The organism is Roseovarius nitratireducens, from assembly GCF_002925845.1.
Lineage (GTDB): Bacteria > Pseudomonadota > Alphaproteobacteria > Rhodobacterales > Rhodobacteraceae > Roseovarius > Roseovarius nitratireducens.
This window is the reverse complement of the sequence record NZ_PDNI01000084.1, coordinates 19,974-33,223: the sequence shown is the minus strand read 5'-3', so window position 1 is coordinate 33,223 and position 13,250 is coordinate 19,974. Positions and strand designations below refer to the sequence as shown.

Below are 13,250 nucleotides of genomic sequence, written 5' to 3'. Positions count from 1 at the left end.
CCTAAGAAACCGTCGGATCGCCAGCCCGCGGCCTGTTGATGGCGCGGCTCACGGCAACGACCGCTCAAGGCCGAGAACAGCCCCCTCACTGCTGCGCGCCAAGCGCCGCGATGGTGGAGCGCAGGGTGGCGAGCCCCTCGCCCTTTTCCGAGGAGGTGAGGATCAGCTCGGGGTAGGCCGCCGGGTGCGGGGCGAGGCGCTCGCGGACCTGCGCGAGCACCTTTTCCCGGGTGCCTGCGGCGATCTTGTCGGTCTTGGTCAGCACGCATTGGAAAGGCACCGCGGCGCGGTCGAGCAGGGCCATGATCTCTTCGTCCACCGGCTTGACCCCGTGGCGGGCATCGACCAGCACGAAGGCGCGACGCAGGCTGGCGCGGCCCGAGAGGTATGTCTTTAGCAGCGCTTGCCATTTGCGCACCACGTCGAGCGGCGCATTGGCGTAGCCATAGCCGGGCAGGTCGACGAGGTAGTGGCTGTCGCCGAGGGTGAAGTAATTGATCTCCTGCGTGCGCCCGGGCGTGTTGGAGGCGCGCGCCAGTGCCTTGCGCCCGGTGAGCGCGTTGATGAGCGAGGACTTGCCCACGTTGGAGCGGCCCGCGAAGCAGACCTCGGCGCGGTCGGCGGGTGGCAGGCCGGACATCGCGACGACGCCCTTGAGGAAATCCACCTCTCCGGCGAAGAGCTTGCGCCCGGCCTCGGCGTGCTCTGTGTCGGGCGGCTCGGCCTCCGGGAAGGGCAGGCGTTGCATCACAGCACCTCGATCCGGTCACCCACGGCAAGCGTGCCGCTGCGGGTCACCTCGGTATAGATACCGAAATCCTGCGCTCCGCGCGTGCTGTTGAGCGCCCCGAGCGTGTCGAGATCGCGCGCCCCGGTCCCGGGATTGGCCGTGGTTGCCATGCAGCGCCGGATCGGCTCGCGCACGCGCAACTCTGCCTCGCCGATGCGCAGCGTCCGGCCGACGAGATCGAATTCTGCCCACGGCTCCATGCCATCGACATGGATGTTGCAGCGCCACCGCAGCGGCGACACCTCGGCGCCCATCTGCGCGGCCAGGTCGGCATTGGAGGCAAGGTTCAAGAGGCTCACCGAGGGGTAATCCGTATCCGTCAGCCCGCGCCCGTCGAGCCGGAAGAGCCGCACCGAGCGGGCGCGGCTCAAGGGCATGAGCGGCGCGACCCAGTCGAGAAACGCCTGTGCGTCGCGGTCGGGATCGAAGGTCAGGTCGGGGCGGTCAGGGTGGGTGAGGGTCACGCGGCCTGCCGCCTCGTCCACCTGCGCGTCGATCGCCATCAATGCGGGCGCCTTGGCCCCGATGGAGAAATTCGTGCAGGGTGCCCATTCGCCTTCGGTGAGGCGCGCCAGCTCGTGCGCGACGGCCCAGCGCCGGTCCCACGGCATCGCCTGCCCGCGGCTCAGCGTCACGCGGCGCAGCGCCTCGCGCCCGTGACCCTTGACCGGGTGGCGCCAGAGGGCACTGACCCGCGCCATCACTTCTTCTTGCCCGTGTCCGGGGCGGGCTTGTTGGCGCGCTTGAAGCTCGCTTTGATATTGCCGAACACGTCCGGCTTGTGCCCGTGGCTGCGCATGATCGCGTATTGCTGGGTGAAGGTGATCATGTTGTTGGCGATCCAGTAGATCACCAGACCCGAGGCGAAGCTGCCCAGCATGAACATGAACACCCAGGGCATCCAGGCAAAGATCATCTTTTGCGTGGGGTCGGTCGGGGTCGGGTTCAGCTTCTGTTGCAGCCACATCGACACGCCGAGGCAGAGCGGGAGGACCCCGATGAAGATGAGCGCGAGAACCGAGCCGGACTCGGGCGCGGCCCAGGGCAGCAGGCCCCAGAGATTGTAGAGCGACGAGGGATCGGGCGCGGAGAGATCGCGGATCCAGCCGATCCACGGCGCGTGGCGCAATTCAAGCGTGACGAAGATCACCTTGTAGAGCGAGAAGAAGATCGGGATCTGCAGCAGGATGGGCAGGCAGCCCGCCGCCGGGTTGACCTTTTCCTTCTTGTAGAGCGCCATCATCTCCTGCTGGAGTTTCTGGCGGTCGTCGCCAGCGATCTCCTTGATCTTCTCCATCTCGGGCTGGAGTTCCTTCATCTTGGCCATAGAGACGTAGGATTTGTAGGCCAGCGGCAGCACCAGCGCCTTGATCGCGAGGGTGAGCGCGATGATCGCCCAGCCCATGTTGCCGATCATCAGGTTGAACCAGTGCAGCGCCGCGAAGATCGGCTTGGTCAGGAAGAAGAACCAGCCCCAGTCGATCGAGTCGAGAAAGCCGTTGACGCCGTCCTCGTCCTGGTAGCGGCGGATGGTGGCCCATTCCTTTGCCCCCGCGAAAAGGCGGCTGTCGGCGGTGACCGTCTCGCCGGGGGCGAGGCTCCGGGTCTGCTGCACGGTTTCGGTCTGGTAGATGCCGCGCTGCGGATCGTACTTGGTGACGGCCTTGAAAGGCGTGCCGGGCGCGGGGATGAGCGTGGTCATCCAGTAATGATCGGTGAATCCCAGCCAGCCGCCTTCGGTGACCTGCGTGACCTCGGCGGGTGCGCCCTCGCGGGGGTTCAAGGGATATTCCTCGACATCGTCGTAGTCGATCTCGGCCAGCGTGCCGTCGGCCATGCCGATAAGGCCCTCGTGCAGGATGAAGAAATTCTTCATGTCGGCGGGCTGGCCGTGGCGGGCGATGATACCATAGGGGGCGAGGCTGACCTCGTTGTTGCCCCGGTTCTCGACCGTTTGGCGCACCGAGAACATGTAGTCCTCGTCCACGGATATCTCGCGGCGGAAGGTGAGGCCCGCGCCATTGTCCCACGCCAGGGCGATTGGCGCGCCGGGGCTGAGCGTGCCGCCGCTCTCGACCTGCCAGAGCGTGTTCGGCCCTGGCACCTGATCTGGCGCCAGCCCGGCGCCTGGGGCCCAGCCGTGAAGCGCGTAATAGGGGGTCACGCTGCCCAGCGGTGTGAGAAGGCGGACGATCGGAGATTCGGGGTCGATCGTCTCGCGGTAGTCCTTGAGCGACAACTCGTCGAGGCGCCCGCCCTTGAGCGAGATCGAGCCGACGAGGCTCGGTGTGTCGATGGCGACGCGCGGCACGTCGGCGGCGGCCTCTGCGGCGGCACCGGTCCCAGTCGCGGCCGTCGCGCCGTCGCCGGCGGCGGGATCGGCGCTCGGGGCGGGGGCGAGCGGGCCGTCGGCCTGCGCCTCGGCGGTGGGGGCGTTGGGATCGGTGGGCGCGGGTTCCGGCGGCGGGAACATCACGAACCAGACGAGGATCACGAGAAAGCTTAGCGCCGTCGCGAAAATGAGATTCTTGTTCTGATCGTCCATCGCCGGGACCCGTCCGTCATTTATTTGCCTTGGGGCGTTCAACAGAGTGAGGCCCCAAAGGTCAAGCGGATTCCGGGATCGGGTGGTGACCCGGGCGGTATCGGTCGGGATATGCGGCGGTAGCGGCGCCGCACGCGTGAGCGACCCCGCGCGCCCGTCCCTTGTACCGGCGGTCAGCCGCCTTCATGGACGGATGGCGGTGCGGTGGCGGCGAGGCTATCGGCGATCATCGCCCGCCCGCTGCGTGTGCCCGGCTGTGGCTCCAGGCAGAAGCCGGACGCGACGGCGAGCCCCTCATCCCGTCGGAAGCCGGAAAGGCACGCCGCGGCATGAGCCTGTAGCCGGGCGGCGAGGCGTTGGGCCGCCGCGGTGTCCATCCCCCGCGCGCCGCCGGGGATCACGCCGAACCGCCCGGAGCCCAGGTCGAACAGTGCATCCTCGCGCCGAAGTCGATGGGAGAGGTGGTCGAGGCACGTCGTCACCAGCCGTTCACCCAACGTGTCCCGTACCCCGTCGAAGCCCGCAATCTCGAGCGTGACGCACAGCACCGGGTGGCGCGTGCGCCGGGCGTTGCGCAGGCGGCGATCGAGGGCCGCAGCCATTTCCGCCATCTGACCGGGCGTGACACGACGGCGCCGCCCGCTGCCGTGGGTGGCGGTCTTGCGCGGGAACAGTACCAGGGCGAAGGGCAGGCCGAGCGCCAGCGAGGCGGGGCCGAACCACGCGAAGGCCAGCCCCAGCGCCAGCGCGAGGATCGCGACTTGCGGCCCGCGCATGGCGGCGAGCGCGCTTCGCAGGGCGTATCGAGCCTGGTGCATGGCAATCTCCGTCAACAGGGGCGCAGCCTAGGCGCGCGCGGTTAACGGAGGGTTGGCATCGCCGGTTCTTTTGCCTCGGATTTTAGGGGGTCGCGGGTCAGCCCGGCGAAATCGAACAGCGCCGGGTCGAGCAGGTGCGAGGGGCGGGCATTCATCAGCGCGCGGAACATCTTTTGCCGCCGACCCGGATGGTTGGCCTCCCACTCGTCGAGCAGGCGCTTGACCTGCTGGCGCTGAAGCCCGTCCTGCGACCCGCACAGGTCGCAGGGAATGATCGGGTAGTCCATCGCTCGCGCGAACCGCTCGCAATCGGCCTCGGCCACGTGGGCGAGGGGGCGGTAGAGAAACAGGTCGCCCTCTTCGTTGACGAGCTTGGGCGGCATGGTGGCGAGCCGCCCGCCATGGAAGAGGTTCATGAAGAAGGTCTCGAGGATGTCGTCGCGGTGATGCCCGAGCACCACCGCCGAGCAGCCCTCTTCGCGGGCGATGCGGTAGAGATTTCCCCTGCGCAGACGGGAGCATAACGCGCAATAGGTGCGCCCCTGCGGCACCTTGTCCATGACGATGGAATAGGTGTCCTGATCCTCGATCCGGTGGGGCACGCCGCGTGCTTTGAGGAACTCGGGCAGGACCGTGGCGGGAAATCCGGGCTGCCCCTGATCGAGATTGCAGGCGAGCAGGTCGACCGGCAGCAGGCCCCGCCATTGCAGCTCGTGCAGCACGGCGAGCAGGGTGTAGCTGTCCTTGCCGCCCGAGAGGCAGACAAGCCATCGGGCACCTTTCTCCACCATGCCGTATTGCTCCACCGCCTCGCGCACCTCGCGCACGATGCGCTTGCGCAGCTTGCGGAATTCGGTGCTGGCGGGAGCCCCGTGAAAGAGCGGATGGATATCGTCGGTGGCATCGGTCATGGTCCGCGCTTTAGGGCCTATCGGGGCGTCGGGCAAGGGCGGCGGCGGTGTTCTGCATCTTGAGGCCTCCCGCCCTTTCTCAACAACTTATTGCGGATATCCCCAACAAATTGCTTTACAGCCCATGAATAAGCCCGCACCATATCTTGTATGGGCGGGTGGATGCACCTCCGCCCGTAGAGCAGGCACCTAGCGTTTGGGGTGCAAGGCCACCCCCGCGCTACAGCATATGAGGCGGCGCCATGGCACTTTCCGAGCATGATCTGAGCGCGGATCTTCATCCCATCGACCTAGTCGAGCACATCGCGGAACATCACGACTGGGAATTCGACCGCATTGGTGACGATCAAATCGCCATGGCGATCGAGGGGCAGTGGCGCACCTATTCCATCACGCTCGCATGGTCGGGCCATGATGAGACGCTGCGGATGGTCTGTACCTTCGAGATGGAGCCCCCCGAAGAACGCCTGCCGGTGCTCTACGAGATGCTCAACCTCGTCAACGATCAGTGCTGGTCAGGCGCGTTCACCTGGTGGGACGAGCAGAAGCTCATGGTGTGGCGCTATGGATTGGTCATGGCGGGCGCGCCGGGGGCGACGGCAGAGCAGATCGACACGCTGCTGGGCGCGGCGGTGATGAGCGCCGAGCGCTATTACCCGGCTTTCCAGCTTGCCGTCTGGGGTGACAACAGCCCGCGCGACGCGATGCAGGTCGCCATTGCAGAGGCCTACGGTCGCGCGTAAACCTCGGCCCGCAACGAGACGGCGCGGGAGGGGTTCATGACGAAGGAAGAGATCGGCGAGCGGGGCCTCGTACTTCTTGGCTGCGGCAAGATGGGCGGCGCGATGCTGAAGGGCTGGCTCGATGGCGGGCTGACGCCGGGCGCGGTGCACGTTGTCGATCCGCACCCGGCGGAGTGGCTGGGCGCGGCGGGCGTGAACGTCAACGCCGAATTGCCACCCGACCCGGCGATCGTGCTGATCGCGGTCAAGCCGCAGATGATGGCCGACGCGTTGCCGACGCTGAAGGGCTATGGCAATGGCGCGACGCTGTTCGTGTCGGTGGCCGCCGGCACCACCATCGCCACCTGCGAGGAGATGCTGGGCGGGACCACGCCAATCGTGCGCGCCATGCCCAACACGCCCGCCGCCGTCGGGCGCGGCATCACCGCCATCATCGGTAACGCCCACGCCACGCCCGCGCATCTGGACGCGACCGAGGCGCTGCTCAGGGCGGTGGGACAGGTGGTGCGGCTGGAGAGCGAGGATCAGATGGACGCGGTCACCGGGCTGTCGGGCTCGGGACCGGCCTACGTGTTTCACATGATCGAGTGCATGGCGCGGGCGGGCGAGGCGCAGGGGCTGGCCCCTGCGCTGGCGATGCAACTGGCACAGGCCACCGTCGCAGGCGCCGGTGCGCTGGCTGAGGCCGCCGACGAGACGCCCGCAGAGCTGCGCAAGAACGTGACAAGCCCCAATGGCACCACGCAGGCGGGGCTGGAAGTGCTGATGGACGAGGCCACCGGCCTGCCGCCGCTGATGGCGCGCACGGTCGCCGCCGCTGCCGACCGCTCGCGTGAGCTACGTGATGGCTGAGATCAGTTTCGACGATTTTCTCAAGGTGGATATCCGGGTGGGCCGCGTCACCCGCGCCGAGCCCTATCCGGAGGCGCGCAAGCCCGCGATCAAGCTCTGGGTCGATTTCGGCGCGGAGATCGGCGAGAAGAAATCAAGCGCGCAGATCACGGCGCATTACACGCCCGACGCGCTCGTTGGGCGGCAGGTGCTGGCGGTGGTCAATTTCCCGCCGCGGCAGATCGGCAAGTTCGTCTCGGAGGTGCTGGTGCTTGGGCTGAGCGATGCCGAGGGCGAGGTGGTGCTGATCGCGCCGGACAAGGACGTGCCCGAAGGCGGGAGGCTGCATTGAAACGGATTCTCATTACACGTCCCATGCCCGCGCGGGTGGTGGCCGAGGCAGAGACGCATTTCGATGTCGAGATTCGCGAGGAAAACACGCCCCTCAAGCCCGGGCAGATGCGTGGCGCGCTGGCGCTCTATGACGGGATCCTGCCGACGCTGGGTGACATGTTCTCGGCGGAGGTGTTCGAGGACGCGGAGGGAAGCCGCTGCCGGATCCTCGCCAATTTCGGGGTGGGCTTAACCATATCGACGTGGCCGCCGCCCGCGCCGCGGGGATCGCCGTCACCAACACGCCGGGCGCCGTGACCGATGCCACCGCCGATATCGCGATGATGCTGATCCTGATGAGCGCGCGCCGCGCGGGCGAGGGCGAGCGGATGCTGCGCGCGGGCCGCTGGACCGGCTGGAACCCGACGCAGATGCTGGGCACCCATGTGACGGGCAAGAGGGTGGGCATCGTCGGCATGGGGCGCATCGGGCAAGTCATTGCACGGCGCTGCCATCACGGTTTCGGCATGGAGGTGCTCTATTACAACCGCTCGGCCAAGGCGGTGGATATCCCGTCGCGGCAGGTGGAGAGTATCGAGGCGCTGGCCTCAGAAGCCGATTTCCTCGTGGCCGCCGTGCCGGGTGGAGACGAGACGCGGAGCATCATCGGGCCGGAGGTGCTGGCGGCGATGAAGCCCACGGCGCATCTAATCAACATCGCGCGCGGCGACGTGGTGGACGAGGCGGCGCTGATCGACGCGCTGCGCGAGCGGCGCATTTCGGGCGCGGGGCTCGATGTCTACGAGCGCGAGCCCGAGGTGCCCGAGGTGCTGCGCAAGATGGAGAACGTGACGCTGCTGCCGCATCTGGGCACCGCCGCATTGGAGGTGCGCGAGGCGATGGGGCTGATGGCAGTGGAGAACCTGCGCGCCTATTTTGCCGGAGAAGACCCGCCCAACCCGGTGAATTGAGTATTTCGGGAAAGGTGAATCCGGGTGGTCTTGCGCGACGTCGCGCTTGACCTTGGCGCGCGGCTGCGTTGATCTGGCGGGAAACCCTGGGGGAGAGGTTCATGGTGCAGCCCGCGATCACGGGATCGGGCGTGTTCACGCCGCCGCAGGTCATCAGCAACGAGGAACTGGTGGTGGCCTACAATGCCCATGCCGAGGCGTTCAATGCGGCCCACGCCGATGCGATCGCAGCCGGGGAGGTGGAGGCCAAGGCGCCGTCTTCGCCCGAGTTCATTCTCAATGCCTCTGGGATCGAGCGTCGGCATGTCATGGACAAGGCTGGCGTGCTTGACCCGGAAGTGATGCACCCGATCCTGCGGGCGCGCAGCGATGACGAGCCGGGGATCATGACCGAGATCGCGCTGGAGGCTTGCGGGACGGCGCTGGCGCAGGCGGGGCGCGAGGCGGGCGAGATCGACCTGGTGATCTGTGCCGCGTCGAACCACGAGCGGCCCTATCCGGCTATCGCCATCGAGATACAGGAGGCGCTCGGCGCGGGCGGCTTTGCCTTCGACATGAACGTGGCGTGCTCCTCGGCGACCTTCGGTATCCAGGCGGCGGCGGACATGATCCGCGCGGGCAGCGCGCGGCGCGCGATCGTGGTCAGCCCCGAGATCTGTTCGGGGCATCTGGAATGGCGCGACCGGGACTGTCATTTCATCTTTGGCGACGTGTGCACGGCGCTGGTGATCGAGGCGGCAGAGGAGGCGCGCGCGCCGCATTTCCGCATCCTCTCGACCCGCTGCGCGACGAAATTCTCCAACAATATCCGCAACAACAACGGCTTTCTGCGACGCACCCGGCCCGGCCACATGGAGGACCGGCGCGACATGCTTTTCGTTCAGGAGGGGCGCAAGGTCTTCAAGGAGGTGCTGCCGCTCGTCTCGGCGCATATCGCGGAGCATCTCGACGCGGTGGGGGTGGCGTCGGGCGATCTGCGGCGGCTATGGCTGCACCAGGCCAACAAGACGATGAACGATTTCATCGGTCGCAAGGTGATGGGGCGTGTACCCGACCCGACCGAGCAGCCCAACATCCTGCAGGATTATGCCAACACGTCCTCGGCCGGCTCGATCATCGCATTCTCGCAGTATTCCGACGATCTCAACCCTGGCGACAAGGGGCTGATCTGTTCGTTCGGGGCGGGCTATTCGGTGGGGTCGGTGCTGGTCGAGCGCGCCTGACGGTCGGCGCGGGCGGGCGTTGCTCAGCCGAATAGCGCGCTCGAGGCATCCCTCAGCACGGCCACGACCGAGGCGCGGAAATCCGGCAGGACCAGCGCCGACACCATGCCGATATGCAGCACGATGATGGCGTTGAGCGAGGTGCGGAACGGCTCTTTGCGGGTCTTGTGCCGGAACACGCCCTGCCCGGTCTTGGCCCCGAACGCGCCGCCCACGAGACACAGCGTCAGTAGCGTGCTCTCGGGCACGCGCCAGCGCCGGTGAATGGCGCATTGCTTGTCCCACCAGAACAGCCCGAAGGTCACGAGATTGAGAAACAGCAGATAACTGGTAGCGAGAGCCAGCGGGGTCATGGCGGCCTATCGGATAGCAGGCGGCAGCGGATGCCGCGGTGATGGTGTCTAGATCGACTTGCGCGCGGCGAACGCCGCGCCGATCGTTCCGTCGTCGAGATAATCCAGTTCGCCGCCGATGGGAACACCCTGTGCGAGCGATGTGAGCGTCACTGTGCCGTCAAGCTGATCGGCGATGTAATGGGCGGTGGTTTGCCCATCCATGGTGGCGTTGAGCGCGAGGATTACCTCGGTCACCTCCTCCTCGGCTACGCGCGCCACGAGTTGCGGGATGCGCAAGGCCTCGGGCCCTACCTGATCGAGTGCGGAGAGTGTGCCGCCCAGCACATGATAGCGCCCGCGAAACGCCTGCCCGCGTTCCATCGCCCACAGGTCGGCCACATCCTCGACCACACAGATCTGACCTTGCGCGCGTTTCGGCGAGGCACAGATGTCGCAGATCTCGGTGGTGCCGATATTGCCACAGCGCGCACATTCGCGCGCAGTGGCGGCGACGGTCTGCATGAGGTCTGCCAGCGGGGTGAGCAACAGTGTGCGCTTGCGGATCATGTGCAGCACCGCGCGCCGCGCCGAGCGCGGCCCGAGGCCGGGCAGGCGAGCCATCATGTCGATGAGGGCGTCTATGTCTCGGGTGCTGCTCAATCGTCGGATCCGTTTCGATGGCGGGTGCCTGTCGCGCGAGAGTATTGCTGGAAAGATGAAGATCGCGTGTCAGAACGGCAGCTTCATGTCCTTGGGCAGGCCCATGCCCTCGGTGATCTTGCCCATCTCCTCTTGTGCCCGCTCGCTGGCCTTGGATTGCGCATCCTTGATCGCGGCGAGGATCAGGTCCTCGACCACTTCCTTGTCGTCGGCGTTGAAGATCGAGGGGTCGATGTCGAGGGATTTCAGCTCGCCCTTGGCCGTGCATGTCGCCTTGACGAGGCCCGCGCCGCTTTCGCCCTCGACCATGATGTTGTGCATCTCTTCCTGCAGCGCGGCCATCTTCTCCTGCATTTCCTGCGCGGCCTTCATCATCTTGGCCATGTCGCCCATCTGGCCCAAACCCTTGAACATGATGTGATCTCCTCTGGATCGGGGCCCGCGTGCGGGCGGGCCGGAGTAATTGACGTCGTCTTGAACCATATCGGTGCGCGAAAGGCCACGGACAAGCAGTCAGGTCAATCCTCTTCGAACGGGTCCCATTCGTCCTCGACCTCTGGCAATGCCTCGGCGCCGGCCTCGGTGGTGATTTCCTCGGCGGTGCGGATGCCGGTGATGCTCGCGCCGGGGAAGGCCGCGAACACCGCCTTGACCAGCGGGTGGTCGCGCGCCTCCTGCCGGAGCGCGTTCTCCTCGGCCTCGCGGGCCTCGCGCAGGGTGGGGGTGGTGGCGGAATTCGTGAGGCTCACCGCCCAGCGTGCGCCGGTCCAGCGTTGCAGCGCGCTGCCAAGCCGCTGCGCGAGATCGGCGGGTGCGTCCGGGGTGGGGGTGAATTCGATCCGCCCTGGACGATAGGCGGCGAGGCGCAGGCAGCCCTCGACCTCGATCAGCAGCTTCGCGTCGCGATGGGCGCGGATGAGCTCGAGCACATGCTCGAAGCTGGGGTATCCGGCAAGCGCCTCCTGCGTCGCTGGCGCACGCGCCGTCACCTGCCCGCCGCCGTGCGCGCGCGGGCCTTGCGGTGCGGCATGGGTGGGGTGGGGCAGGGGGGTGCCCTGCGACGGTTCGCCCTGCCCCTGCGCCTGCGGGCGTGCACCGCCGCCACCGCCCGGGGCTGGGGGCGGGCCGTCCGACAGGCGGCGCACGAGGTCCTCGGGCGTGGGCAGGTCGGCCACGTGGGTGAGCCGGATCACGGCCATCTCGGCCGCCATCATCGCGTTCGGGGCCTCGGCCACCTCGTCGAGCGCCTTCAAGAGCATCTGCCACATGCGGGTGAGAACGCGCATCGGCAGCTTTGCCGCCATCTCCTGCCCGCGGGCGCGCTCGTCAGGGCCGATGGTGGGGTCGTCGGCGGCGTCCGGTGTGATCTTGACCACGGAAATCCAGTGCGTGATCTCTGACAGGTCGCGCATAACGGCGAGCGGGTCGGCCCCTTCGGCATATTGCGCGCCGAGCTCCGACAGCGCGCCCGCCGCGTCGCCGCGCAGGATCATGTCGAACAGGTCGAGCACCCGGCCCCGATCGGCCAGCCCCAGCATGGCGCGGACCTGATCGGCGGTCGTTTCGCCCGCGCCGTGGCTGATCGCCTGATCGAGCAGCGAGGTGGCATCGCGGGCCGAGCCTTCTGCGGCGCGGGTGATGAGGGCGAGCGCCTCGTCGGTGATCTGCGCATCTTCGGTGTCGGCGATCCGGTGCAACAGGCCGATCATCGCCTCGGGCTCGATCCGGCGCAGATCGAAACGCTGGCAGCGCGACAGCACGGTGACCGGCACCTTGCGTATCTCGGTGGTGGCGAAAATGAATTTCACATGCGCTGGCGGCTCCTCGAGCGTCTTGAGGAGCGCATTGAAGGCCGAGGTGCTAAGCATGTGCACCTCGTCGATGATGTAGATCTTGTAGCGGGCCGAGGCGGCGCGGTAATGCACGCTCTCGATGATGTCGCGGATGTCGCCCACGCCGGTACGGCTGGCCGCGTCCATCTCGAGCACGTCGACATGGCGGCCCTCCATGATCGCGGTGCAATGCTCGCATTGCCCGCACGGGTCGGTCGTCGGGCTGCCGTTGCCATCCACGCCGATGCAGTTCATTCCCTTGGCAATGATGCGCGCCGTGGTCGTCTTGCCGGTGCCGCGGATGCCGGTCATGATGAAGGCCTGCGCGATGCGGTCGGCCTGAAACGCGTTTTTCAGCGTGCGCACCATCGCATCCTGCCCGACGAGGTCGGCAAAGGTCTCGGGGCGGTATTTCCGCGCGAGGACCTGGTAGCCGGTATCGGGGGATCGGGACATGCGGGGCACCTGCCGGATTCGGATGACGGGCTCAGGGTAAGGCCCGGCCGGGGACGCGTCCACCTTGCTTTTCGTCGTCGGTTGCAGAAACTCGGGTGAGGGGGAGAGTGCCATGAGTGACTTTGTCATCCATGCCTTGCACGTGGGCGGCGGCACGCTGGCGCTGGCGCCGGTGCCGGGTGCGGGCGGGGCCTATGGCGCCGATATGGCGCATCTGCGGGACTGGCGCCCGGCGCTGGTGATCTCGCTGACAACCGAGGCCGAGATGGTTGCCGCGGGGGCGGGCGGACTGGCGTTCGATGTACAGGCATCGGGCGCGCGCTGGATCGGCGTGCCGGTTGCGGATTTCGGTGTGCCGGACGCAGCACAGGCAGGGAATTGGGCGCGGGCGCGGGCCGACGCGTTGGCGGCGCTGGCCGGGGGCGGCCGGGTGCTGGTGCATTGCCGGGGCGGGTGCGGGCGCTCGGGCATGGCGGTGCTGCGGCTCATGGTGGACGCGGGCGAGACGCCGGGGGCGGCCTTGGCCCGGCTGCGCGCGGTGCGGCCCTGCGCGGTCGAGACCGAGGCGCAGTTGGCCTGGGCCAAGGCTGGTGCTGAGGGAAAAGGGTGAGAGGCTGACAACGACCCAAGCGAGGCTCGTTACGGCTGCTTCCTTCCGGATCTGACCGGGTTGGCGAGGTGCCTGCCCGCGCCAACCTCTCGATCCCGGATATAGGCGTGCGCGCGCGGATTCGCAAGGGTGTGCGTGCTGTCGAGCGGCAGGCGCAGGTTCAGGAATCCCCTGTCATCCACTCCGGTCTCC

General features: G+C 67.4%; 14 protein-coding genes, 1 other RNA gene and 1 pseudogene. 6 read left to right on the top strand and 10 right to left on the bottom strand.

What is annotated here, in order from left to right; genetic code table 11:
- Positions 1-85: 85 nt before the first annotated feature.
- The 5 genes from yihA to ttcA all read right to left on the bottom strand — a co-directional run bounded on the left by yihA (position 86) and on the right by ttcA (position 5,064).
- Complete coding sequence (yihA, locus tag CRJ03_RS18575) at positions 86-748, bottom strand: ribosome biogenesis GTP-binding protein YihA/YsxC (RefSeq protein ID WP_104020354.1); 663 nt, start codon at positions 746-748, stop codon at positions 86-88.
- Positions 748-1,491, bottom strand: a complete 744-nt coding sequence (locus CRJ03_RS18570; RefSeq protein ID WP_104020353.1) for an MOSC domain-containing protein — start codon at positions 1,489-1,491, stop codon at positions 748-750. The genes yihA and CRJ03_RS18570 overlap by 1 nt, the downstream gene beginning before the upstream one ends.
- Positions 1,491-3,335, bottom strand: coding sequence for a membrane protein insertase YidC (yidC, locus tag CRJ03_RS18565; protein WP_104020352.1), 1,845 nt, complete (start codon positions 3,333-3,335; stop codon positions 1,491-1,493). Before yidC ends, CRJ03_RS18570 begins: the two co-directional genes overlap by 1 nt.
- 173 nt (positions 3,336-3,508) lie before the next feature.
- Complete coding sequence (locus CRJ03_RS18560) at positions 3,509-4,153, bottom strand: diguanylate cyclase domain-containing protein (protein WP_104020351.1); 645 nt, start codon at positions 4,151-4,153, stop codon at positions 3,509-3,511.
- 41 nt (positions 4,154-4,194) lie between these two features.
- Positions 4,195-5,064 (bottom strand): tRNA 2-thiocytidine(32) synthetase TtcA, encoded by an 870-nt coding sequence (ttcA, locus tag CRJ03_RS18555; RefSeq protein ID WP_104020350.1) that lies wholly within the window; start codon positions 5,062-5,064, stop codon positions 4,195-4,197.
- A 242-nt stretch (positions 5,065-5,306) separates the two neighbouring features.
- On the opposite strand from ttcA, the gene CRJ03_RS18550 reads away from it, so the two are divergent.
- From CRJ03_RS18550 to CRJ03_RS18530, 5 genes and pseudogenes are all read left to right on the top strand, one after another.
- Positions 5,307-5,807, top strand: a complete 501-nt coding sequence (locus CRJ03_RS18550) for a type III secretion system chaperone family protein (protein WP_104020349.1) — start codon at positions 5,307-5,309, stop codon at positions 5,805-5,807.
- A gap of 36 nt (positions 5,808-5,843) precedes the next feature.
- Positions 5,844-6,659, top strand: coding sequence for a pyrroline-5-carboxylate reductase (gene proC / locus CRJ03_RS18545; RefSeq protein ID WP_104020348.1), 816 nt, complete (start codon positions 5,844-5,846; stop codon positions 6,657-6,659).
- On the top strand, positions 6,652-6,990 hold the full coding sequence (locus CRJ03_RS18540; RefSeq protein ID WP_104020347.1) for a tRNA-binding protein: 339 nt from the start codon (positions 6,652-6,654) through the stop codon (positions 6,988-6,990). Before proC ends, CRJ03_RS18540 begins: the two co-directional genes overlap by 8 nt.
- Positions 6,991-7,013: 23 nt before the next feature.
- Positions 7,014-7,942: pseudogene (locus tag CRJ03_RS18535) on the top strand (2-hydroxyacid dehydrogenase).
- 101 nt (positions 7,943-8,043) lie between these two features.
- Positions 8,044-9,165 carry a beta-ketoacyl-ACP synthase III gene (locus CRJ03_RS18530; protein WP_104020346.1) on the top strand — a complete coding sequence of 374 codons (1,122 nt, stop codon included), beginning with the start codon at positions 8,044-8,046 and terminating at the stop codon, positions 9,163-9,165.
- A gap of 23 nt (positions 9,166-9,188) precedes the next feature.
- Here the strand turns inward: CRJ03_RS18530 and CRJ03_RS18525 are convergent, their stop codons facing one another.
- The 4 genes from CRJ03_RS18525 to CRJ03_RS18510 form a co-directional block, all read right to left on the bottom strand.
- A complete protein-coding gene (locus CRJ03_RS18525; RefSeq protein WP_104020345.1) occupies positions 9,189-9,518 on the bottom strand; it encodes a DUF1294 domain-containing protein in 330 nt (109 codons plus the stop codon).
- Positions 9,519-9,566: 48 nt separating this feature from the next.
- On the bottom strand, positions 9,567-10,160 hold the full coding sequence (gene recR, locus CRJ03_RS18520) for a recombination mediator RecR (RefSeq protein WP_104020344.1): 594 nt from the start codon (positions 10,158-10,160) through the stop codon (positions 9,567-9,569).
- A 69-nt stretch (positions 10,161-10,229) separates the two neighbouring features.
- Entirely contained in the window at positions 10,230-10,574 is a 345-nt protein-coding gene (locus tag CRJ03_RS18515) for a YbaB/EbfC family nucleoid-associated protein (RefSeq protein WP_104020343.1), read from the bottom strand.
- 104 nt (positions 10,575-10,678) lie between these two features.
- Positions 10,679-12,448, bottom strand: a complete 1,770-nt coding sequence (locus tag CRJ03_RS18510; protein WP_104020342.1) for a DNA polymerase III subunit gamma/tau — start codon at positions 12,446-12,448, stop codon at positions 10,679-10,681.
- A 112-nt stretch (positions 12,449-12,560) separates the two neighbouring features.
- On the opposite strand from CRJ03_RS18510, the gene CRJ03_RS18505 reads away from it, so the two are divergent.
- Positions 12,561-13,058 carry a protein-tyrosine phosphatase family protein gene (locus tag CRJ03_RS18505; protein WP_104020341.1) on the top strand — a complete coding sequence of 166 codons (498 nt, stop codon included), beginning with the start codon at positions 12,561-12,563 and terminating at the stop codon, positions 13,056-13,058.
- On the opposite strand, the gene ffs is transcribed toward CRJ03_RS18505, so the two are convergent.
- An RNA gene (gene ffs, locus CRJ03_RS18500) (signal recognition particle sRNA small type) lies at positions 13,053-13,150 on the bottom strand. The two genes, CRJ03_RS18505 and ffs, sit on opposite strands and share 6 nt — an antisense overlap.
- Positions 13,151-13,250 lie beyond the last annotated feature (100 nt).